20 protein-coding genes are annotated in these 21,598 nt (G+C 67.8%); 14 read left to right on the top strand and 6 right to left on the bottom strand.

Annotated features, from left to right (window positions below; translation table 11 throughout):
• Positions 1-33: 33 nt before the first annotated feature.
• Positions 34-2,283 (bottom strand): GAF domain-containing protein, encoded by a 2,250-nt coding sequence (locus C5B91_RS13350; protein ID WP_233514264.1) that lies wholly within the window; start codon positions 2,281-2,283, stop codon positions 34-36.
• Positions 2,284-2,430: 147 nt separating this feature from the next.
• Complete coding sequence (locus tag C5B91_RS13345; protein WP_008091276.1) at positions 2,431-2,916, bottom strand: TspO/MBR family protein; 486 nt, start codon at positions 2,914-2,916, stop codon at positions 2,431-2,433.
• Positions 2,917-3,038: 122 nt separating this feature from the next.
• Between C5B91_RS13345 and alaS the strand changes: the two genes are divergently transcribed.
• The 10 genes from alaS (at position 3,039) to C5B91_RS13295 (ending at position 12,719) form a co-directional block, all read left to right on the top strand.
• Entirely contained in the window at positions 3,039-5,807 is a 2,769-nt protein-coding gene (gene alaS / locus C5B91_RS13340; protein ID WP_115819835.1) for an alanine--tRNA ligase, read from the top strand.
• Positions 5,808-5,909: 102 nt separating this feature from the next.
• The gene (locus C5B91_RS13335; protein WP_049967961.1) at positions 5,910-6,686 is read left to right on the top strand and encodes an alpha/beta fold hydrolase; all 777 of its coding nucleotides are present in this window, start codon (positions 5,910-5,912) and stop codon (positions 6,684-6,686) included.
• A 114-nt stretch (positions 6,687-6,800) separates the two neighbouring features.
• Complete coding sequence (locus C5B91_RS13330) at positions 6,801-7,514, top strand: type 1 glutamine amidotransferase (RefSeq protein ID WP_008091281.1); 714 nt, start codon at positions 6,801-6,803, stop codon at positions 7,512-7,514.
• 174 nt (positions 7,515-7,688) lie between these two features.
• Positions 7,689-8,852: an acyl-CoA dehydrogenase family protein gene (locus tag C5B91_RS13325; protein WP_008091283.1), complete on the top strand. Its 1,164-nt coding sequence runs from the start codon at positions 7,689-7,691 to the stop codon at positions 8,850-8,852.
• 108 nt (positions 8,853-8,960) lie between these two features.
• Positions 8,961-9,251, top strand: a complete 291-nt coding sequence (locus C5B91_RS13320) for a hypothetical protein (RefSeq protein WP_008091285.1) — start codon at positions 8,961-8,963, stop codon at positions 9,249-9,251.
• A 162-nt stretch (positions 9,252-9,413) separates the two neighbouring features.
• Positions 9,414-10,127, top strand: a complete 714-nt coding sequence (locus C5B91_RS13315; protein ID WP_115819834.1) for a PGF-CTERM sorting domain-containing protein — start codon at positions 9,414-9,416, stop codon at positions 10,125-10,127.
• 114 nt (positions 10,128-10,241) lie between these two features.
• Positions 10,242-10,565, top strand: coding sequence for a ferredoxin family protein (locus C5B91_RS13310; protein WP_008091289.1), 324 nt, complete (start codon positions 10,242-10,244; stop codon positions 10,563-10,565).
• Positions 10,566-10,609: 44 nt separating this feature from the next.
• Entirely contained in the window at positions 10,610-10,984 is a 375-nt protein-coding gene (locus C5B91_RS13305; protein ID WP_004973805.1) for a VOC family protein, read from the top strand.
• Positions 10,985-11,106: 122 nt separating this feature from the next.
• Positions 11,107-11,559, top strand: a complete 453-nt coding sequence (locus C5B91_RS13300; protein WP_004973804.1) for a ferritin-like domain-containing protein — start codon at positions 11,107-11,109, stop codon at positions 11,557-11,559.
• Positions 11,560-11,756: 197 nt separating this feature from the next.
• Positions 11,757-12,719: an L-lactate dehydrogenase gene (locus tag C5B91_RS13295; RefSeq protein ID WP_008091295.1), complete on the top strand. Its 963-nt coding sequence runs from the start codon at positions 11,757-11,759 to the stop codon at positions 12,717-12,719.
• Positions 12,720-12,761: 42 nt separating this feature from the next.
• Here the strand turns inward: C5B91_RS13295 and C5B91_RS13290 are convergent, their stop codons facing one another.
• The 4 genes from C5B91_RS13290 to C5B91_RS13275 form a co-directional block, all read right to left on the bottom strand.
• Positions 12,762-14,876 (bottom strand): (Fe-S)-binding protein, encoded by a 2,115-nt coding sequence (locus C5B91_RS13290; protein WP_115819833.1) that lies wholly within the window; start codon positions 14,874-14,876, stop codon positions 12,762-12,764.
• 80 nt (positions 14,877-14,956) lie between these two features.
• Positions 14,957-15,661: an energy-coupling factor transporter transmembrane protein EcfT gene (locus C5B91_RS13285; protein ID WP_008091298.1), complete on the bottom strand. Its 705-nt coding sequence runs from the start codon at positions 15,659-15,661 to the stop codon at positions 14,957-14,959.
• Entirely contained in the window at positions 15,655-16,356 is a 702-nt protein-coding gene (locus C5B91_RS13280; protein ID WP_049967964.1) for an energy-coupling factor ABC transporter ATP-binding protein, read from the bottom strand. The genes C5B91_RS13285 and C5B91_RS13280 overlap by 7 nt, the downstream gene beginning before the upstream one ends.
• A complete protein-coding gene (locus C5B91_RS13275; protein WP_049968593.1) occupies positions 16,357-16,935 on the bottom strand; it encodes a biotin transporter BioY in 579 nt (192 codons plus the stop codon).
• A gap of 159 nt (positions 16,936-17,094) precedes the next feature.
• Here C5B91_RS13275 and C5B91_RS13270 point away from each other — a divergent pair, with 159 nt between their 5' ends.
• From C5B91_RS13270 to C5B91_RS13255, 4 genes are all read left to right on the top strand, one after another.
• On the top strand, positions 17,095-17,700 hold the full coding sequence (locus C5B91_RS13270; protein ID WP_049967965.1) for a hypothetical protein: 606 nt from the start codon (positions 17,095-17,097) through the stop codon (positions 17,698-17,700).
• A 120-nt stretch (positions 17,701-17,820) separates the two neighbouring features.
• Positions 17,821-19,929: a minichromosome maintenance protein MCM gene (locus tag C5B91_RS13265; RefSeq protein WP_115819832.1), complete on the top strand. Its 2,109-nt coding sequence runs from the start codon at positions 17,821-17,823 to the stop codon at positions 19,927-19,929.
• A 140-nt stretch (positions 19,930-20,069) separates the two neighbouring features.
• A complete protein-coding gene (locus tag C5B91_RS13260) occupies positions 20,070-21,173 on the top strand; it encodes a hypothetical protein (RefSeq protein WP_115819831.1) in 1,104 nt (367 codons plus the stop codon).
• A gap of 88 nt (positions 21,174-21,261) precedes the next feature.
• Complete coding sequence (locus tag C5B91_RS13255; RefSeq protein ID WP_008091312.1) at positions 21,262-21,564, top strand: hypothetical protein; 303 nt, start codon at positions 21,262-21,264, stop codon at positions 21,562-21,564.
• The last annotated feature ends 34 nt before the right edge of the window (positions 21,565-21,598 follow it).

Genomic DNA, 21,598 nt, shown 5'->3' with positions numbered 1-21,598 from the left:
CGCCGCACTCCCCGGTCTCTCCTCGTTTTCGCCTCACGCCCGGAACTCGAAGCGCGCGCCGCCCGCCGTCCCCGACGTCACGATAGCCGACCAGCCGTGGGCCTCGGCGATGGATTCGACGATTGCGAGCCCGTAGCCGATGCCGTCGTCGCCGGTCGTCTCGCCGGGCTCGAACACCTCGTCGCGGCGCTCGGGGTCGATGCCGGGGCCGTCGTCTTCGACGTAGAAGCCGCCGTCGACGCCGCCGACCTCGACGCGAACGTCGCTTCCGGCGTGCTCGACCGCGTTCCGAAACAGGTTGGCGAGCAGTTCGGCGAGGCGGTCCTCGTCGGCGTCGACGACGACCGACTGGCAGGTGAGTAACTCGGCGTCTTCGGTCTCGGTGGTCGCCCACGCCTGCCGGGCGACCGCCCCGAGGTCCACGCGCTCCGTCTCGTCGACCAGTTGACCGCGGCGGGCGAGCGACAGCAGGTCGTCGATGAGTTCCTCCATCTGTTCGAGCGCCCGCTTGGCCGTATCGAACCGCGACTCCGCGCCGGTCTCGCGGGCGAGGTCGAGGTTCCCGCGGGCGACCGAAAGCGGGTTCCGAAGGTCGTGGCTCACGATGTTCGCGAACTCCTCCAATCGCTCGTTCTGTCGCTCTAACTCGCTTTCGCGGGTCTTCCGCTCCGTGATGTCGGTGTAGATGGCGTACCCCGACCCACGCTCTTCGCCGGGCGACAGCGGGACGACGTTCAGGATGAACTCGCGGACGCCGCCTTCGGTCCGACGGCGGACCTCGCCGCGGTAGCTCTCGCCGGCGGCGACGAGGAGTTCGGGGATGGTTTCGTCGGCCCTCGGTTCGGGCACCGGGTCTGGGTCGGGCTCCGGCGGGACGATTCGCCCCAGCAGGTCGCTTCCGACCACGTCGTCGGCGTCGTAGCCGAAAATCGACTGGAACGCCCGGTTCACGTCGCGGACGGTGACCGCGCCGGCTTCCACGTCGTAGGCGACGGCGGCGTCGGAGACGTGCTCGAACAGCGCAGTCGAGCGGTCGCGTTCCTCCCGGAGCCGCGATTCCGCGCGGATGCGCTCGGCCGTGACCGCGACGTGCGCCATGAGGAGTTCCGTCAGTTCGGCGTCTCGCTCGTCGAACGCGCCGGGCGTGAACGTCGTCGCCTGAAAGACGCCGAGGTCCCCGATGGGGACGCTCAGGACCGCGCGGTACATCCGCTTGACCGGCCGCGCCTCGGGGTGGTCGCGCACGTCGTCGGTGATGTCCGTCTCCCCCGACAGGTACACCTCGGCCGCGATGCCCCCGTCGTCGAGGGGGACGCGCTCTGCGCCGTCGGCCGGCGCGTCGGACGAGATGGCCGCCGGGACGATGTAGTCGCCCTCGACGAGGCCCACGTAGCTGATGTCGAACTCGAGGATGTCGTCCGTGATTTCGACGGTCCGCTCGAACAGTTCGTCGAGGCTCGTCGCCGCGGCCAGTTCGGTGGCCCCCCGGTGGAGCCGCTCTATCTGCTCGCGGCTCTGTCGAAGCGCGGCCTCGGACTCGATGCGGCTCCGCGTCTCGGAGACGTAGGACACGAGGAGTTCGGCCAGCGTGAGGTCGGTCTCGTCGTACGCGCCGACCTCGTTGGAGATGGCCTGAAACACGCCGTCGTCGCCCAGCGGGACGCTCACCGCCGAGCGGTACGCGGGGTCGTCGGGGTCGGCCACGGGGTGGTCGCGCACGTCGTCCACGAGAAACGAGCGTTTGGTCCGGTGCGTCTCCCCGAGCAGGCCCGTGTCCGAGGGAATCGGCCCCGTCCCGGCCATATCGTCGTTGTTGGCGGCGACGTAGAAGCTGTCCCCGTCGTGGACGAAAAACGAGGTGTTGTCGAACTCGAGGATGTGCTCCGTGAGGCCGATGGCGCGCTCGTAGAGTTCCTCGACCGTCCCGGCCGTGATGAGGTCCGTCGTCCCCTCGTAGAGCCGCTTGAGCCGGTCCCACTCGGCGTCGTTTCGGGCCAGCGCCACCTCCTCGGCGTCTCTGTCGGCGGTCGATGCGAGCACCCATCGAACCTGCGATTCGAGCCCGGAGCGGTCGCCGCGGCTGACGTAGGCGTCGAACCGCTCGGGCCGCTCGACAGTCGCTGGCGGGACGTCGGTGTACAGAATGGTCGGCACGTCGTCGGGAACCGATGCGTCGGGGTCCGTGACGACGGCGCAGGCGGCGTCGGACGGGTCGTTCTCGTCACTCGTTGACGCCACCGTGACCCCGTCGCCGAGGTCGATATCGTCGAAGTCGTCGTCCACGAAAACCGTTGGTTCCGTCGCGTGCACGGCAGTCTCCCTATCGAACGACAACGAGAAATATAATCGTTGCGGCATGTTTCCAATCACCAAGAACGAGCCGAGGTGGGCGATACACGGCGTCGAGGCGGGAGTCACCCGGTCGACTGCTCAGTTTAGCGACCAGAAGCCGTAGTTGAGCACGGTGGCGAAGCACGTCCACAGGAGATAGGGAACGAGGAGCGCGGCGGCGCGTCGGTCGACGGCGTCGAACTCGCGCATCGTCGCCAGAATCGCGAGGATGAGGACCGCGATGACCGCGAGGCCGAGCGCGGGCGACTGCAGTCCGAAGAACGCCGCGGACCACGCGACGTTGACGACGAGGTGACCGACGAAGACGGCGAGTGCCCGTTCGCGGCGGGGATGGTCGCTCCGGGAGACGAGCCACGCGGCGACGCCCATCAGGGCGAACAGCGTCACCCAGACCGGGCCGAACACCCAGTTCGGCGGGGCGAACCACGGGCGGGCGAGCGTCGCGTACCACGACCCGATGGCGGTCGCGGTGAAGACGCTCCCTACCGCGCCCGCGAGTTGCGCGAGGACCACCCACGCGAGCAGTTCGACCGCCGGTCGCCGACGGAGCGAGGCGAGTTCCATACTCCTCGTTGGTTCGGGAGGGAAAAGAACGACACGGCCCGTGCGGGCGAAATTGAGGGGAATCGGGCGTCTGCGCCCATTTCCCGGAACTGTTTTACCCGACGGTAGACCAGAGTTTGGCAATGAGCGAACTCGAAGCGGAGTACCGCCTCGACTACTTCGAGGAGGAGGGCTTCTACCGGAAGCAATGCCCCGTGACGGGCGTCCACTTCTGGACACGAGACCCCGACCGCGAGACCTGCGGTGAACCGCCCGCCGACGACTACACCTTCATCGACAACCCCGGCTTCGACGAGGAGTACACTCTCGAAGAGATGCGCGAGAAGTTCCTCTCTTTCTTCGAGGAACACGACCACGAGCGCATCGACCCCTACCCGGTCGCCGCGAACCGCTGGCGCGACGACGTGCTCTTGACGCAGGCATCTATCTACGACTTCCAGCCACTCGTCACGTCCGGCGAGACGCCGCCGCCGGCCAACCCGTTGACCGTCTCCCAGCCCTGCATCCGGATGCAGGATATCGACAACGTGGGCAAGACCGGCCGCCACACGATGGCGTTCGAGATGATGGCCCACCACGCGTTCAACGCCCGCGAGGAGGCCGGCGACAAGTACGCCTACGAGGGCGAAGTCTACTGGAAAGACGAGACGGTCCGCCTCTGCGACGAGTTCTTCGAGTCGCTCGGCGCGGACATCTCCGAAATCACCTACATCGAGGACCCGTGGGTCGGCGGCGGCAACGCCGGACCGGCCTTCGAAGTCCTCTACCGCGGTGCCGAACTCGCCACCCTCGTCTTCATGTCGATGAAGCAGGACCCGGACGGCGAGTACGAACTCAAGGACGGCAACACCTACTCGCCGATGGACACCTACATCGTCGACACCGGCTACGGGCTCGAACGGTGGACGTGGGTGTCCCAGGGGACGCCGACGGTGTACGAGGCCGTCTACCCCGACATGATTGAGTTCCTGAAGGACAACGTCGGCATCGAACACACCGACGAGGAGGAGGAACTCATCCACCGCGCGGCGAAGCTCTCGGGCCACCTCGACATCGACGAAATCGACGACCTCGCAACCGCGCGCGCCGGAGTCGCGGGCGAACTCGGCGTCGACGAGGCCGAACTCACGGCCCTGCTCCGACCGCTCGAAGACATCTACGCCATCGCGGACCACTGTCGCACCCTCGCGTACATGTTCGGCGACGGCATCGTCCCCTCGAACGTCGGGACGGGCTACCTCGCCCGTATGGTCCTCCGGCGCACGAAGCGCCTCGTGGACAACCTCGGCGTGGACGCCCCGCTCGACGAACTCGTGGACATGCAGGCCGAGCGCCTCGACTACCAGAACCGCGACACCATCCGCGACATCGTCCGCAGCGAGGAGCGCAAGTACAGAAAGACGCTCGAACGCGGCTCCCGCAAGGTCCAGCAGCTCGCCGACGAGTACGCCGACAAGGACGAGCCGATACCGCTCGACGAACTCATCGAGCTGTACGACTCCCACGGCATCCAGCCCGACATGGTGCAGGAAATCGCCGAGGAGCGCGGCGCGACCGTCGACATCCCCGACGACTTCTACTCGCTCGTCGCCGACCGCCACGAGCAGGTCGACGGCGAGGACGAGGCCGTGGAGCGCGACGACCGCCTCGGCGACCTGCCGGCGACGGACAAGCTCTACTACGACGACCAGGAGCGCACCGAGTTCGAGGCCGTCGTCCTCGACGTGTTCGAGCGCGAGGAGGGCTACGACGTGGTCCTCGACCAGACGATGTTCTACCCCGAAGGCGGCGGCCAGCCCGCCGACCACGGCTCGCTCGCCACCGACGACGCGACGGTCGAGGTGACCGACGTACAGATAGCGGGCGGTGTGGTGCTCCACCGCACCGACGACGACCCCGGCAAGGGCGAGTTCGTCCGCGGCCAACTCGACGCCGAACGCCGCCGTCGGCTCATGCGCCACCACACGGCGACCCACGTCATCGGCCACGCCATCCGGACGGTCCTCGGCGACCACATCCGGCAGGCCGGCGCGTCGAAGGGCGTCGACCGCTCGCGGCTCGACGTGACCCACTACGAGCGCATCACCCGCGAGGAGGTCACGCAGATAGAGCGCGTCGCCAACGAACTCGTGATGCGGAACATCCCGGTCAAACAGGAGTGGCCGGACCGCCGCGACGCCGAGAAGAAGTACGGTTTCGACCTCTATCAGGGCGGTATCCCGCCGGGCGAGCAGATTCGCCTCATCCACGTCGGCACCGACGTGCAGGCCTGCGGCGGCACCCACGTCAAGCGCACCGGCGACATCGGGGCCATCAAGGTGCTGACGACGGAGCCCGTTCAGGACGGCGTCGAGCGCGTCGTCTTCGCGGCGGGCGACGCGGCCATCGAGGCCACCCAGCGCACCGAGGACGCGCTGTACGGCGCGGCCGACGTGCTCGACGTGAACCCCGCGGACGTGCCCGAGACGGCAGAGCGCTTCTTCACCGAGTGGAAAGAGCGCGGCAAGACCATCGACCGCCTGAAGACGGAACTCGCCGAGGCGCGCGCCGCGGCGGGGGCCGACGAAATCGACATCGACGGCACGCCCGCCGTCGTCCAGCGCCTCGACGGCGACGCGGACGAACTCCGCGCGACCGCGAACGCGCTGGTCGAGGAGGGTAAAGTCGCCGTCCTCGGCTCCGCCGCGGGCGGGAGCGCCCAGTTCGTCGTCGGCGTTCCCGACGGCGTCGGTGTCAACGCCGGGCAGGTCGTCGGCCAACTCGCCGGGAAGGTCGGCGGCGGCGGCGGCGGCCCCGCGGACTTCGCGCAGGGCGGCGGCCCCGACGTGGACGCGCTCGACGACGCGCTCGACGAGGCTCCCGACGTGCTCCGCGCGGTTTTGAACGCCTGAGTCGGTCGCGCGACCGGCCCGGGTTCGCGTTCGCTTTCGTTCCCGCTTACCCCGCGTCCGCGAGACGGACGCCCTAAGTCGCTCGCCCGCCGAGCCCCCGGTATGCCCACGGCAGTCGCGGACGGGGTCGAACTGTACTACGACAGCGAGGGCGACGGCGAGACGGTCGCCTTCGTCGGCGACGCGGGCTACGGCGCGTGGCAGTGGGGCTGGCAGCACGCCGCCGTCGCCGGCCCCTACGAGAGCCTCGTGACCGACCTCCGCGGGGCCGGCCGCTCCGACGCGCCCGCGGGGCCGTACTCGGTCGAGACACTCGTCTCCGACCTCGTCGCCGTCCTCGCGGACGCGAACGTCAGGAAGGCTCACCTCGTCGGGTTCGGCCTCGGCGGGTTGGTCGCGCTGGAGGCCGCGCGGACGACGAACCGCGTTCGGAGCCTCGTCCTCGTCGGCACCGCCGCCTCGGGAGACGGTATCGACCCCGAACCGCTCTCGGCCGCGCCCGACGTCCCAGCGGCGCTCCGCGAGTCGCTCGCGCCGGCGCTCTCCGAGGAGTTCCGGGCGGAACAGCCGGACGTGGTCGACCAACTCGTCTCGTGGCGCGAACGGGAAGACGCCGACCCCGAGGCGTGGGCCGCGCAGACCGCCGCCGTCGCCGACTACGACGCCGGTCCGCTCTACGAGGTGACGGTTCCGACGCTCGTTCTCCACGGCGACGACGACCCGGTCTGGCCGGTCGAGGGGGGCCGCGCGCTGGCCGAGGGACTCCCGCGCGGCGAGTTCGAGTCGTTCGCAGGCGCGCGCCACCTCGTCACCGTCGAGCGGTCGCGGCTCGTCAACGACGCGCTCGTCTCCTTTCTCGAATCGCTCGACGACGACTGAGCGACGCTCCGTCGCGTTCGCTCCGGATTCGTCGCCGACGCGCCCCGTCCCAGGTGCCGGCAGAGAGCGTTCCGGGCGCAACTTCTTTAGAGCCGCACCGACTGTCTCTCCACGATGACCCGCCCGCGACTCGCGTTCTTGGACGCCTCCCACGGCGATTCGAGCACGTTCCGAAACTTCAGGCGCGAACTCGACGCCGACCTCGTCGAGTTCGACGTGACCGACGGCCGCCTCCCCGACCACTTCGACTACGACGGCGTCGTCATCACCGGCTCGTCGTCGTCGGTCTACTGGGACGAGGCGTGGATTCGGAACCTCGTGTCGTGGGTCGCCGACGCCGACGAGCGCGGCCTCCCTCTCTTGGGCGTCTGTTTCGGTCACCAGGTCGTCGCGGCGGCCCTCGGCGGCACCGTCGAGGACATGGGCGAGTTCGAACTCGGCTACAACGAAATCGAGCGCACCCGCGCCGACGACGAGGACGACATCCTCACCGGCATCGGCGAGCGCTTCACCGTCTTCACCTCCCACGGCGACCGGGTGAGCGAACTCCCGCCGGGCGCGGAACTCCTCGCGCAAAACGAGTTCGGCGTCCACGCGTTCCGCCGGAGCCACGCCTTCGGCGTCCAGTTCCACCCTGAGTACGACACCGACACCGCCGAGGCCATCGCGAGGCAGAAAGACTTCCTCCCCGACGAGCGGCTTCGGTCGGTCATCGACGGCATCACGCCGGAGAACTACGCCGCCGCCTGCGAGGCCAAGCGCCTGTTCGACAACTTCGTCACCTACGTCAACCGGACGAACGCTGGTTCGGTCGAATCGGCGGCCTGAGCGTTCCGCCAGCCGCGAGCCGTTTTCGAGTCGCATCCGAGCCGCCGTCGAGTCGTGCCCCTCTCGCTGCCGAGCCGCGCCGCCCCGCTTTCGTCACCGACTTTTCGGTCGTCCGTCTTCCCCGAATCTCGACCGAGCGAATCGCTTTTCACCGCGCCGGGCGCAGGGTCTATCATGCTCGATTATCTGGAATTGGAGGGCGACCTGACCGGCGAAGAGAAACTCGTCCGCGACGAGGCCCGCCGCTTCGTCGACGAGCAGGTCAAACCCGACATCGGCGAGCACTACGAGGCCGGGACGTTCCCGACCGAACTCATCCCGCAGATGGGCGAACTCGGCTTCTACGCGCCCAACCTCGACGGCTACGGTCTCCCCGGCCTCGGCGAGCGCGCCTACGGCCTCCTGATGCAGGAGCTCGAAGCCGGCGACTCCGGCCTCCGGTCGATGGCGAGCGTGCAGGGCTCGCTCGTCATCTACCCTATCCACGCCTACGGCTCCGACGAGCAGAAACAGCGGTGGCTCCCGAAACTCGGGTCGGGCGAGGCGGTCGGCTGTTTCGGCCTGACTGAACCGCAACACGGCTCGGACCCGTCGGGGATGGAAACCCGCGCCGAGCGCGACGCCGACGGCTACGTCCTCAACGGCTCGAAGACGTGGATTACGAACTCGCCCATCGCGGACGTGGCGGTCGTCTGGGCGCGCGACGTGTCGGCGGAGGGGTCGCCGGTCCGCGGGTTCCTCGTCGAGACCGACCGAGACGGCGTGACGACGAACAAAATCGAGGGCAAACTCTCGATGCGCGCGTCGGTCACGGGCGAAATCGGCCTCGACGACGTGCGCGTTCCCGAGGAGGACGTGCTCCCCGGCGTCGAGGGGATGAAGGGGCCGCTTTCGTGTCTCACGCAGGCGCGGTTCGGCATCGCGTGGGGCGTCGTCGGCGCGGCCCGCGACGCCTTCGAGGACGCCCGCCAGTACGCGAAGGACCGAGACCAGTTCGGCGGGCCAATCGCGCGGTTCCAACTCCAGCAGGGAAAACTCGCCGAGATGGCGACCCAAATCACGAACGCGCAGTTGATGGCCCATCGCCTCGCCGACCTCAAAGAGCGCGGCGACCTGCGACACCAGCAGGTGTCGATGGCGAAGCGACACAACGTCCGCGTCGCCCGCGAGGTGACCCGAACCGCCCGCGAGATGCTCGGCGGCAACGGCATCACGACCGACTACTCGCCGATGCGCCACATGGAGAACATCGAGACCGTCTACACCTACGAGGGGACCGACGACATCCACACGCTCGTCCTCGGCGCGGACCTGACGGGAATCGAAGCATTCCACTAGGGCTCGGGAGCGGACGCCCCCGTGGCTTTCGCTGTTGTGCGTGACTCATGACAACAGTACACATACATTTATATCTTCCCGCCCATAGGTTACGATAGAGGCCCCACAATGACCACATCGGCCCAGGACCGTCCGACGGCGCTCGACCTCTCTCGTGAAGAGACGTGGGTCGTCCACGCCGCCTTGCTCGACGCCATCGAGCGGGCGGTCGATGCAGACGAAGAGCCGACGCCGGCCCCAAGCCTGCTCGCGCGGGTCGAGGCCGGCGACGAAGATTTCGACAGCGCCGAACTCGACTATCTCGTAGACGCCCTCCGAACCTATCGGAAACAGGCGCCCGCTCGGGACGACCACCACATTTCGCGCGTTCTCGAGCACATCGAGGCCGCGCGGGCGTAGTCGCCCGACGGACGTCCGGCCCGCTGACTTCCTTTCGATTCCACCGAGGCCCCGAGCGGCCGCGCTCGCGTCTCACCGTCCTCCCGTCCCGCACGATACCAATTATCGTTTGACATTACGATATGGAAAATAACTTATCCGGCCTCTGAAAAGAGGCGGTCGATGCGATCCTCCAACCGATCCGCGCTACTGACGACGACCCTCCTCGTCGCCGCCGTCCTCGCGGCGGCGGTGATGCCCGCGGCCGCCGCCTCGGGCCACTACGAGTTCACAGACGACGCGTACACGGCCGAACAGGGTGAGGTGGTCTCCATCACGCTCTCCGGCGCGTCGGACGCGAACAACACGTCCGCGGCGCTGGCCGGCGAGAACAACACCGTCCCGCTCCGCATCGGCGGCGAGGACGTGAACTTCGCCGTCAACGCGACGGTAGTCGACGAGAACCGCGACGGCAACGTCACCCTCGAACTGAACACCTCGACGGCGGGACAGGCGAACGCCTCGTCGTACCTCACCGCCGCCGGCAACGACTCGGTGAACGCGACGCAGACGACCGAGGCGCTCCCGGCGACGCTCGACGCGGGCGACTACTCGCTCGCGCTCGGCCCGGCGAACAACTCGACCGACACGGCGACGCTCTCGCTCCAGGCGGCGGAGACGACGACCGAGCCGACCGAGACGACTGAGACGACCGAGCCGACCGACACCGAGACGACCACAACGGCGGACGAGACGACCGAAACGACGACGACGAACGCGTCGGCCTCGGCGACGACCGAGACGACCGGTACCAGCGACACCGGCATCCCCGGTTTCAGCGCCGTGCTCGCCGTGGTGGCGCTCCTCGCGGCCGCGTTCCTCGCGGTTCGTCGCTGACGCGCTCCGGTGCTCAGCACCGACTCCGAAACCACCCTCGACCTCGACTCCGTCCCCGATTTTTCGCGTCGCCGATGCGGACGTTTTAGTACGCGGTACGGCCAACGCCCGGCAATGGCTATCGACTCGAACTTCGACCAGAACCGGGAACGAGCGGGCGAGGAAAACGGCGTCGCCGTCTGGGGCCCCGTCGAGCCGCCGGAGAAACTCGGCATCCACGGCACCCACGTCGCCGTCGACTACGACATCTGTCTCGCGGACGGCGCGTGCCTCGAAAACTGCCCCGTGGACGTGTTCACGTGGGTCGACACGCCCGACCACCCGGTGAGCGAGCGGAAGGTCGAACCGACGAACGAAGACCAGTGTATCGACTGCATGCTCTGTGTCGACATCTGTCCCGTCGACGCCATCGACGTGGACGCCTCGCGGCAGGCCTGACACGAAGACCAGACGTTATCTCTCCCCGCCGCGTCGCGTCGGCCATGGGTCTCATCCACACCGCCCTCGTCGTCTCGGACATCGACGCCACGCTCGACTTCTACGCCGACCTCGGTCTCGAACAGACCAACGAGTTCGAACTCGACGGCGTCCGGAACGTCTACGTCGGCAGCGACGACACCGACATGGAACTGCAGTTCAAGTACGACCCGACCTCGTCGGCGCGCGTCGAACCCGCCGGCATCGACCACGTCGCCGTCGAGGTCGCGGACGCCGACCGCGCCTTCGAGGACATCGTCGAGGCGCAGTCGCCCGACATCGTGAAACCGCCGGTGGACATCGACCCGGTGAACGCCCGCGCGGCGTTCGTGAAGGACCCCGACGGCTACGTCGTCGAAATCGTCTCCATCGAAGACTGAACTCACCCGCGGTACCGACTCGCCTCGGCCGCTGATTTTCGCCGACGCCGACGCTTCACTCACCCGACGGGCTCGCCGCGGCGAACAGGTATTTGTTGCCAGAGCGTCAATACGAAGTCGCTATGTCTGAGGACGTAACCGCGCTGTTGAAGCGCGCCTATCAGGACGAGATCGAGACCGTGATGAACTACATGACGAACTCCATCGTCCTCGACGGCGTCCGGGCGGAGGAGATAAAGGAGTCCCTCCAGACTGACATTCAGGAGGAACTCACCCACGCGGAGCAGCTCGGGAACCGGCTGAAGCAACTCGACGAGCAGCCGCCGGGCTCGGCGACCTTCGAGGCGCGCCAGCACGACCTCCAGCCGCCGGAGGACAGCACGGACGTGCTCGCCGTCATCAACGGCGTCCTCACCGCCGAGGAGGATGCAATCGAGACCTACCGCGCGCTCATCGACGCGGCGGAGGAGGCCAACGACCCCGTCACCGAGGACCTCGCCGTGACCATCCTCGCCGACGAGGAGGCCCACCGGACCGAGTTCCGCGGCTTCAAGAAAGAGTACGACCGCGAGTAACCCCGCACGCGGCGGCCGGCCGCGCTCGCGACGTTCGGTGTACTGCCTGCGGAACCTACGACTCCGAAGTTCTTCATTTCAAAAAACGCGCCGGAACGGAGAGATATCTAACAAATTATCATCTGTTACAAAAGTAGTACTCCCAGTTCTTCGAAACGGGGCTTTGCTTTTATCCACCGGTCGCTCGAACGACGGGTATGAGCACTGAACGCGGCAAGGGAACGGTCGCAATCGTCGGGGGTGCCGGCGCAGTCGGGTCGAGCACGGCGTTCGCGCTGATGGAGAGCAGTCTCGTCGGCGAAATCGTCCTCGTCGACGTCGCCAAAGAGCGCGTCGAGGGCGAGGCGATGGACCTCAACCACGGCTCGTACTTCACGTCGCCGGTCCGCGTCCGGACGGGCGACTACGAGGACTGCTGGGACGCCGACGTGGTCATCGTCACCGCCGGTGCCAGCCAGAAACCGGACGAGACCCGCCTCGACCTGATGGAGCGGAACGCCGACATCTTCGCCGACATGATTCCGCAGATTACGGAGGGGTTGAACGACGACGCCGTGATGCTCATCGTCACCAACCCCGTGGACGTGCTCTCGTACGTCACGTGGAAGGTGTCGGACCTGCCGGCCGAGCGCGTCATCGGCTCCGGAACCGTCCTCGACACGTCGCGGTTCCGCCACTCGCTCAGCCGCGAGTTCGACCTCGACCCGGCGAACGTCCACGCGTACGTCGTCGGCGAGCACGGCGACAGCGAGGTTCTCGTCTGGAGTTCGGCGAACCTCGGCGGCATCCCGTTCGAGTCGTACGCCACCCGTCACGGCGTCGGCGACGTCGACGCGCTCAAAGCCCGCGTCGAAGAGGAGGTCCGCGAGGCCGCCTACGAAATCATCGAGCGCAAGGAGCGGACGAACTACGGCGTCGCGCGCTCGGTGGCCGCGACCACGGAGCGCATCCTCGGCGGCGACAACTCCATCCTCACCGTCTCGACGCTCGTCTCGGGCGAACACGGCATCGACGACGTCTACATGAGCCTCCCGTGTACCGTCAACCAAGGCGGCGTCCGCGACGTTCACGAGTTCGACCTCTCTGCGGCCGAGACGGCGGCGCTCCGGGAGTCGGCGAGCGTCATCCGCGAGTCCATCGACCGCTTGGACGTAGAATAGAAGCGAAAGAAGCGAAGCAAACGGAACAGCCGCGCCGCCGGCTCAGTCGGCCGACGCGGGCGTCGTGTCCGCGTTCGCCCCCGTCGCGGCGGCCTTCGCGTCGAGCGCCTCCACGACGAGTTCGGAGATGTCCACGATGTCGATATCGTCCTCGTAGCTCCCGGTCTTGCGGCCGTCTTCGTACATCGTCGCGCACATCGGGCAGGCGACGACGAAGCGCTCGACGCCGCTGGTCGTGTCGTCGAGCGCCTCGCGCAGGCGCTCTTCGGACGGCTTCGACTCCTCTTCGTGGTCCATCCAGAGACCGCCGCCGCCGCCGCCGCAGCAGAACGACTGGTCACGGTTGCGCGGCATCTCGGCGAGTTCGACGCCGGTCGCGCGGATGACCTCGCGGGGCGCTTCGTACTCGCCGTTGTAGCGTCCGAGGTGACACGGGTCGTGGTACGTCACCGTCTGGGCGGCGAGTTCGTCGCCCGCGAGGTCGAGGCGGTCGTCGCCGACGAGGCGTTCGACCAGTTGGGTGTAGTGGTACACCGGGTAGTCGAACGAGTCGTCCATCTCCGGGTACTCGTTTTTGAACGTGTTGTACGAGTGCGGGTCGGTGCAGACGATTTTGTCGAAGTCGCAGTCGGCCATCGCGGCGACGTTGTCCTCGACGAGCATCTCGTAGAGGCCCTCCTCGCCGACGCGGCGCACGTCGTTGCCGTCGTGCTGTTCGTCCTCGTAGAGGATGCCGTAGGAGACGCCCGCTTCCTCGAAGATGCGGGCCATCGAGCGGGCGACGGCGCGGTTGCGCTCGTCGTAGGAGGGGTAGTCGCCGACGTACCAGAGGAACTCGACCGATTCGTCGCGGGCGTCGGGAACCTCGAAGTCGAGGTCGTCAGTCCAGTCGGGCCGCTTGCGCTGAGGGTCGCCGAAGGCGTTGCCGTTCTGGAAGATGTTCATCATCGCCTCCTGTACCGGCTCTTGCTGTTGGCCCGTCTCGGTGAGCCGGCGGTTCATCTCGGTGAAGTGCGTCAGGTGCTCGATATCGACCGGACAGGCGTCCATGCAGGCCATGCAGGCCATGCAGGACTCCATCGATTCGGCGTCGACGACGGAGGTGCCGCCGTCCGCGACGATGTCGATGGAGTCGCCGCCGGCGTCGACCGACTCGCGGTAGGTCTTCAAGTCGAGAATCACGTCCCGCGGGTCGAGGTTGCGGCCGGAGGCCTCCGCCGGGCAGGCGTCGGTACAGCGGCCGCACTTCGTGCAGGCGTCCATGTCGAGCATCGCCTTCCACGAGAAGTCGTCCTCGGAGACGTAGCCGATTTCGTCCGGCGGCGTGTCGGCCGGCACCTTCGGGAGGCGCGTGCCCGCCTTCTCGTCTGCGGTGACGATGTTGGCGAAGGAGGTGAGCATGTGCAGGGGCTTGGCGTAGGGGACGGCGGCGACGAACGCCAAGGCGAGGAGCGCGTGGGACCACCAGCCGAACCAGTAGAGCGTCTGTGCGAGGCCCTGGCTCATGCCCCCCGCGTCGAACACGAGGGCGACGAAGTAGCCGACGAAGCTCACCGTCTCGAACTCGGGGAACTCCGTACCGACGATGCGGATGCCTTCGAGGACGTAGCCGCCGACGCCGAGGAGAAACAGCGTCCAGACGAACGCGGCGTCCTCGAAGCCGGTGTGTTTGCCCCACAGCCGCGGGTGTCGGACCCCGTAGCGCCGCCACAGCGCCATCCCGACGCCGACGACGAACAACAGGCCCATGAGGTCCATGACGAACGAGTACGAGAGGTAGAAGTCGCCGACGAAGAAGGAACTGCCAGTCACCCGCCGCCACACGTCGATGTCGATGGCGAGGATGGTCGTCCCGATGAGGAGCGTCAGGAAGCCCCACATGATGAAGGCGTGCATCACGCCGGCGAACCGGTCGCGCTTGAACTGCTTCTCGTTGGAGAACACCACTTTCGCCGCCCGGACCGTCCGTCCCGGCAGGTCGGACAGCCGGTCGAACGGGTCTTCACCACCCCGCGCGTATCGAGCGAACCGCTCGTACACCCCGTAGAGGAAGACGAGCGACGCGATGGCGGCGAGGCCGTAGAAGAGCGCCTCGCCGACCGGACTAATCGTCCAGAACGTCTCTCGCGTAACATCCGCCTGTGCCGCAAAGTCCATAATCAATCACCGGAGAACGGAGGGTTAAATCTTGCCACCCGAGGCGTGTCGGTCGGCGGATTACGAGCGCCCCGGGGACCTCAGAGCGCAAGGCTGGCGAGGAGCGCGACGGCGAGGACGAGCCCGGGCGCGTCGCGCCGGCCGAACCGAATCTCCGGGAGCGTCGGGTTCCAGGCGAAACACCGCGCGCGGAGGGCGAGCGCGAGCGCGTCGGCCCGCGCGAACGACCGCCGGAGGCCGCCGGCGGCGACGAGCGAGAGTCGCTCGTCCAGCCGTCGCTCGCTCCCGAGGCGGGCCGCCTGCGCCTCGCGGACGCGGAGCAGGTCGCGGCGGACCAAGGGAAGAAACCGGAAGACGAGGGCGACGCCGACGCCGAGCGCGACGCCGACGCGACCCGGGACGAGCCGCTGAATCGCCGCGCGGGACTCGCGCACGGGCGTCGTCCTGACGTACGCCGCCGCGACGAAGAAGACGAGCAGCACGCGGACGCTGGCGAGCGCCGGGTCCACGGCCGCCTCGGGGTCGAACCACGGCGCGCCGAGGCGGGCGGCCTCGACGACCGGACCGAGCGCGAGGAACGGAATCGCGTAGCGGAGGTCGCTGAGGGCGGACACCGGCGAGGTGTCGGCGGCGCGGAGACAGCCCGCGGCGACGACGCCGAGGGCGACGAGCCCGACGGGCGTCGTGTGCGCGAAGCCGGCCGCCGCGAAGGCGACCTGCACCCCGAGCTTGGTCCGCGGGTCGAGTCGGTGGGCGAGGCTGTCGCCCGGTTCGTAGGTCAACACGGCGGGCGGACGTCGAGGTCGGGGAGGCGGTCTGCGGCCTCGTCGGGCGCGGCGTCGAGGGCGACGTCGCCGTCGGCGAGAACGACCACGCGGTCGGCCAGTTCGGCCACGTCGCGCAGGTCGTGGGTGACGACGACGAGGCTCGTCCCCGCGGCGCGGAGGTCGCGGAGGCGCGCGAGCACGGAGCGCCGCGCGGGTTCGTCGAGGCCGGTGAACGGTTCGTCCAAGACGAGGTGGTCGGGTCGCATCGCCAGCGCGCCGGCGATGGCGAGGCGTTCGACCTCGCCGCCGGAGAGGGCGTCGACGCGCTCGTCCTCTCGGCCGTCGAGGTTGACCGCGGCGAGCGACTCGCGGACGCGACGGTCGATTTCGTCGCGGTCGAGCCCGAGGTTCTCCGGGCCGAACGCCACGTCAGCCCCGACGGTCGCGGCGACGAGTTGGTCCTCGGGGTGCTGGAACACCATCGCCACCGCGGTTCGGGCGGCGACGAGGTGGTCCGAGACGGAGCGGCCGTTGACCGAGACCGCGCCCTCGTCGGGGTCGAGCAGACCGTTGAAGTGCCGGACGAGCGTGGTCTTGCCGGAGCCGTTCGCGCCCGCGACGATGACGCACTCTCCGTCGTCGATGGCGAGGTCGACCCCGTCGACCGCGATAGTGTCGCCGTACCGGTGGACGAGGCCGTCGACGCGAATCATCTACTGGGCGGCGATGGCGTCGGAGCGGACGATGCCGACCGCGGCGGCGATTTTGAACGCCTCGGCGGGGATGAACGCGGCGGAGGCCGTCCAGAAGGCGGATTCGAGGCCGACGCTCTGGACGTACGCGAAGCCGAGCGTCCCGAAGGCGTAGACGACGACGGTGCCCGCGACCATCGCGCCGACGAGGCGACCGGTGCTCACGCGGTAGTCGCCGATGTCGACGCCGCCGTGGACGACGAGGCCGACGATGACCGCGGCGACCGGGTACGCCCAGAGGTAGCCCGCGGTCGGGCCGACGAGCGGTGCGAGCCCGGCCGAGCCGCCGGCGAACACCGGCGCGCCGAGGCCGCCGGCCGCGAGGTAGAGCGCGATGGAGCCGCCGCCCCAGACGGGGCCGAGGAAGATGCCCGCGAGGAAGACGACGAGCACCTGCATCGTCACCGGAATCGGCGAGACGGGGTTCGGGAACGAAACGTAACTGCCCGCGCCCATGAGCGCCGCGAACAGGGCGGCGCGGGCGATGTTGCCGACGAGTTCGTCGCCGACGAGTTCGACTGACTCGTGTTCGGTTGCCATGTCCATCGCTGTCTCGTAAACCCTGTTTAACTTATCGGTTTACAGAGTGCGTGGGCGGGGTCGGCCCTCGGTCTCGTCGGCCGATTCGAGTCGTCTCCCGGCGCTTGGCGGCTCCCGGGTCAGCATCATTAAAGACGCTGGGCGTGCCATTCTCCGGGTATGGACGAAAAGACCGCCGAGCTTCGCGACATCTTCATCGAGGCGACTGGGTCGGACACCGTGACCGAACAGCAGTCCGAGTCGCGCGGGTCGCTCGCCGACGTGGACGACCCCGAAGCGGTCCGCGAGCGCGTCCGCGACACCGTGGCGACGATGCGCGAGCGCTACGCGTTCGACGCCGACTTCGACGACGACGCGCTCGTCGCGCTCGTCGTCGGCTACTTCGACGGCGACGCGGACGCCGACCTCGCGGTCGAACTCGACGCGGCGCCCGAGGCGGTCCGCACCGCCCGGTTCGACCTCCACCTCGTCCGCGACGCCGACCGCGAGTTCCCGTTCGACGCCGACCGCTTCGACAACCTGCTCGTCGACGGCGCGGACGACGAGACTATCGCCGAGACGCTCGACGTGCCCGTCGAAGTCGTCGCCGAGTGCCGCCCCGTCGCCGAGGCCGACATCCGCTCGAGCCGGGCCAACTACCGCTTCCGCGACGATTTCGCGGAGCTGTTGACCGACGACGACCTCTCGAATCGGATGGCCGAGGACGCCCGCCGCGACGGACTTCGCGAGGCGACCGAGGACATCGAGACCGACGTGTCGCTGTAGCGGCGGCCGCTGTGACCCCTCGGGCCGCGCGAGTCCCGGCGCGCGGCCGACCCGTCGGGACGACGGAGGGTCGGCCGAACGACGAAGGTTCTTAACCGATTGGGGACATACCCTTGTGCGATGGCGCAGGCCCCCCAGAACCGAGACCTGACGGAGCGGTTCATCGAGTTCTACCGCAACTACTATCGAGAGGAGATCGGAAAACTCGCACAGCAGTATCCGAAGGAAAAGCGGTCGCTGTACATCGATTACGACGACCTCTATCGGTTCGACGCGGAGCTCGCCGACGACTACATCACGAAGCCCGGCCAGTTCCAGGAGTACGCGGAGGAGGCCCTGCGCCTGTTCGACCTCCCCGCGGACGTGAAGCTCGGTCAGGCGCACGTCCGGATGCGCAACCTCCCCGAGACGGTCGATATCCGGAACATCCGGGTCAACGACGACCACATCGGGACGCTCATCTCGGTGCAGGGAATCGTCCGCAAGGCGACCGACGTGCGCCCGAAAATCACGGAGGCCGCCTTCGAGTGCCAGCGCTGCGGGACGATGAGCTACATCCCGCAGGGCGACGGCGGCTTTCAGGAACCACACGAGTGTCAGGGGTGCGAGCGTCAGGGGCCGTTCCGCATCGACTTCGACCAGTCGAACTTCATCGACTCCCAGAAGCTGCGCGTCCAGGAGTCCCCCGAGGGCCTGCGCGGGGGCGAGACGCCGCAGAGCATCGACATCAACCTCTCGAACGACGTGACCGGCAAAGTCACCGCCGGCGACCACGTCACCGCGGTCGGCATCCTCCACATCGAACAGCAGACCTCGGGCAACGAGAAGACGCCCGTCTTCGACTACTACATGGAGGGCATCTCGCTCACCATCGAGGACGAGGAGTTCGAGGACATGGAGATATCCGACGAGGACGTGGCCGAAATCGTCGAACTCTCGAACGACCCGGCCATCTACGAGAAGATGGTCGAGTCCGTCGCGCCCGCCATCTACGGCTACGAGCAGGAGAAGATGGCCATGATTCTCCAACTGTTCTCGGGCGTCACGAAACACCTGCCCGACGGGTCGCGGATTCGCGGTGACCTGCACATGCTGCTGATAGGGGACCCCGGAACTGGCAAATCGCAGATGTTATCATATATCCGGCATATTGCTCCCCGCTCGGTCTACACGTCCGGTAAGGGTTCGTCCTCGGCGGGTCTCACCGCCGCCGCCGTCCGCGACGACTTCGGCGACGGCCAGCAGTGGACGCTCGAAGCCGGCGCGCTCGTCCTCGCGGACAAGGGTATCGCGGCGGTCGACGAGCTGGACAAGATGCGGCCCGAGGACCGCTCCGCGATGCACGAGGGGCTCGAACAACAGCAGATTTCGGTCTCCAAGGCCGGCATCAACGCGACGCTGAAGTCGCGGTGTTCGCTCCTCGGCGCGGCGAACCCGAAGTACGGCCGCTTCGACCAGTACGAGCCAATCGGCGAGCAGATCGACCTCGAACCCGCGCTCATCTCCCGGTTCGACCTCATCTTCACGGTCACGGACGACCCCGACCCCGACGAGGACTCCAAGCTCGCGGACCACATCCTCAAGACCAACTACGCGGGCGAGCTGAACACCCAGCGGACGAACGTCGCCAACTCCGAGTTCACGGAACAGCAGGTCGACGCCGTCACCGACGAGGTCGCGCCCACCATCGACGCGGAGCTCCTCCGCAAGTACATCGCCTACGCGAAGCGCACCTGCTACCCGACGATGACCGACGAGGCGAAGCAGGTCATCCGCGACTTCTACGTGGACTTCCGCGCCCGCGGTGCCGACGAGGACGCGCCCGTCCCCGTGACCGCCCGGAAGCTCGAAGCGCTCGTCCGGCTCGGCGAGGCGTCCGCTCGCGTCCGCCTCTCGGACAAGGTGACCCGCGAGGACGCAGAGCGCGTCACGGGCATCGTCGAGTCCTGCCTGCGCGACATCGGCATGGACCCGGAAACCGGCGAGTTCGACGCCGACATCGTCGAGACCGGCCGCTCGAAGACCCAGCGCGACCGCATCAAGAACCTGCTCGAACTCATCCGCACCATGCAGGAAGAGTACGAGGAGGGAGCGCCCCACGAGGAGGTCCTCGAACGCGCCAACAGCGAGCTGAACATGGACGAGAAGACGGTCAACGACCAGCTGGACAAGCTCAAGATGAAAGGCGACATCTACGAGCCCCGCGGCGACGTGTACCGCGCGACCTGAGCGCCCGCCCTCGATTTCTCGACTGTCACGAACTCCGTACTGTCCCGACTTCCACACTATCTTGGCGAGCGGACAGTCTCGAACGCGTGTCGTTTATTTGCACCAACACCCCTATGTAATCTGAAAGTCATGTAGTACGCATGAATCGTCGAGCGTATCTGGCGACCGCGGGTGCACTCTTTCTCGCGGGATGTTCGTCAGCGGACGGTGGGGAGACGACGACGGAGGAGCCGACGACGACTGCCACGCCGACGGCGACGGAAACTCCGACTACGACCACGACTGAGGAGCCGACGACGACGACGGAGGAGCCGACGACCGAGACGACCACGGAAGAGCCGGACAGGGTGGACCGAATTCTCGGCCTCGCCGTGGAAGACCTCGACGCTGCGGTCGAGGACTTCGCGTCCGTGGCGGGCGAAGACGGCGGCTTCCACGACCTGAACGCCACGACGCAGTTCTCGTTCGAGGACGACGCCGAGTCGCTGTACCTCGCGCGCGGCCACTTCAACACGCTCGACCAACTCGACAAGACCGACGCTCAGCGGGCGCGTCTCGGGCGTCTCCGACGCGCCTTCTGGTTCCTCTGGTGGACGGGTAAGACCCACGAGAACGCCAATCAGGCGTTCTACCGCACCAATAACGCAGTCTCCAGACTGTACGGCGAGGAGTTCAACCGAATCGACACGCAGGTCCGACAGATAGCGGAGGCGCTCGAACCGACGCGAGAGACGCTCAACAGCTTACGGAAGGAGTCGGAGGCCGACGCCCTCGACGAACTCACCGCCCTCGAACCGGCGGACTACGGGCGGAAGGTCGACTTTTTCGAGCGGGAGATCGGTCAGTTCGAGGCCTTCGCTGACGACATCGTCTCGTTCCGCGACGCGACCCGACGATTACAGGACGGGTTCGACGAGTACCTCGGCGAGAGCTACGGCGACGCCACCGGGTCGTTCTTCCGGGCGATGAGCGCGTTCGAGGACGTGAACGCGCGGGTTTCGGAACGCGACCCCGTGGCGGCAATCGCCTCCCGCTCCGAGGAGTTCGCCTGTCTCACCGACGCGATGGCGCGGGCCAGCGAGGTGCTCGACGAGGCGGCGACCGCGGGCGACAACGACATCCCCGAAAAGCAGACCGCCCTCGAAAGCGAGGCGCGAGAGGCCTTCGCGGACTGCGACCTCGTGGCGGAGCAGTTCACGTTCGTCGCCGACTTCTTCGAGGAGCTACCGGACGAACGCTCCTGAGACGGCCGTTCGACTCGCGACCGTCTGCGACCGACCCGCGCGGAACCGACGAACTTAGTGGAGCGTGCGGCGACGAGACAGACGACCGATGGACCGAATCTCCGCCATCCGCAACATCGAAGACGCCATCCGCGACCTCGAATCGGGCGACGCGGACCTCGCCAGCACCGAGCGTCGCGTCGTGACCGTCCTCCGGACGTTCGCGACGGAGTTCGAAGACGACGCCGGCGACGGGACGCTCGACGCCTGGACGGCCGTCGGCGACGACCGCGCGGAGGGGCTCGTCGTCCTCGCCGCCGACGAGGTCGACGCGCGGACGCGGGTCAGAGACCTCCTTGACGAGGCGGCCGGCGACGCCGACGACGTGACGTTCTCGGTCGAGCGCGTCTGAGGCGAGACGAGTCGCGCGGAGATTCGAACTCGGG

Origin of the sequence: Haloferax sp. Atlit-10N (assembly GCF_003586325.1) — an archaeon.
Lineage (GTDB): Archaea > Halobacteriota > Halobacteria > Halobacteriales > Haloferacaceae > Haloferax > Haloferax prahovense.
The sequence above is the reverse complement of the archived record's forward strand: the minus strand, read 5'-3'. Positions and strand labels throughout refer to the sequence as shown.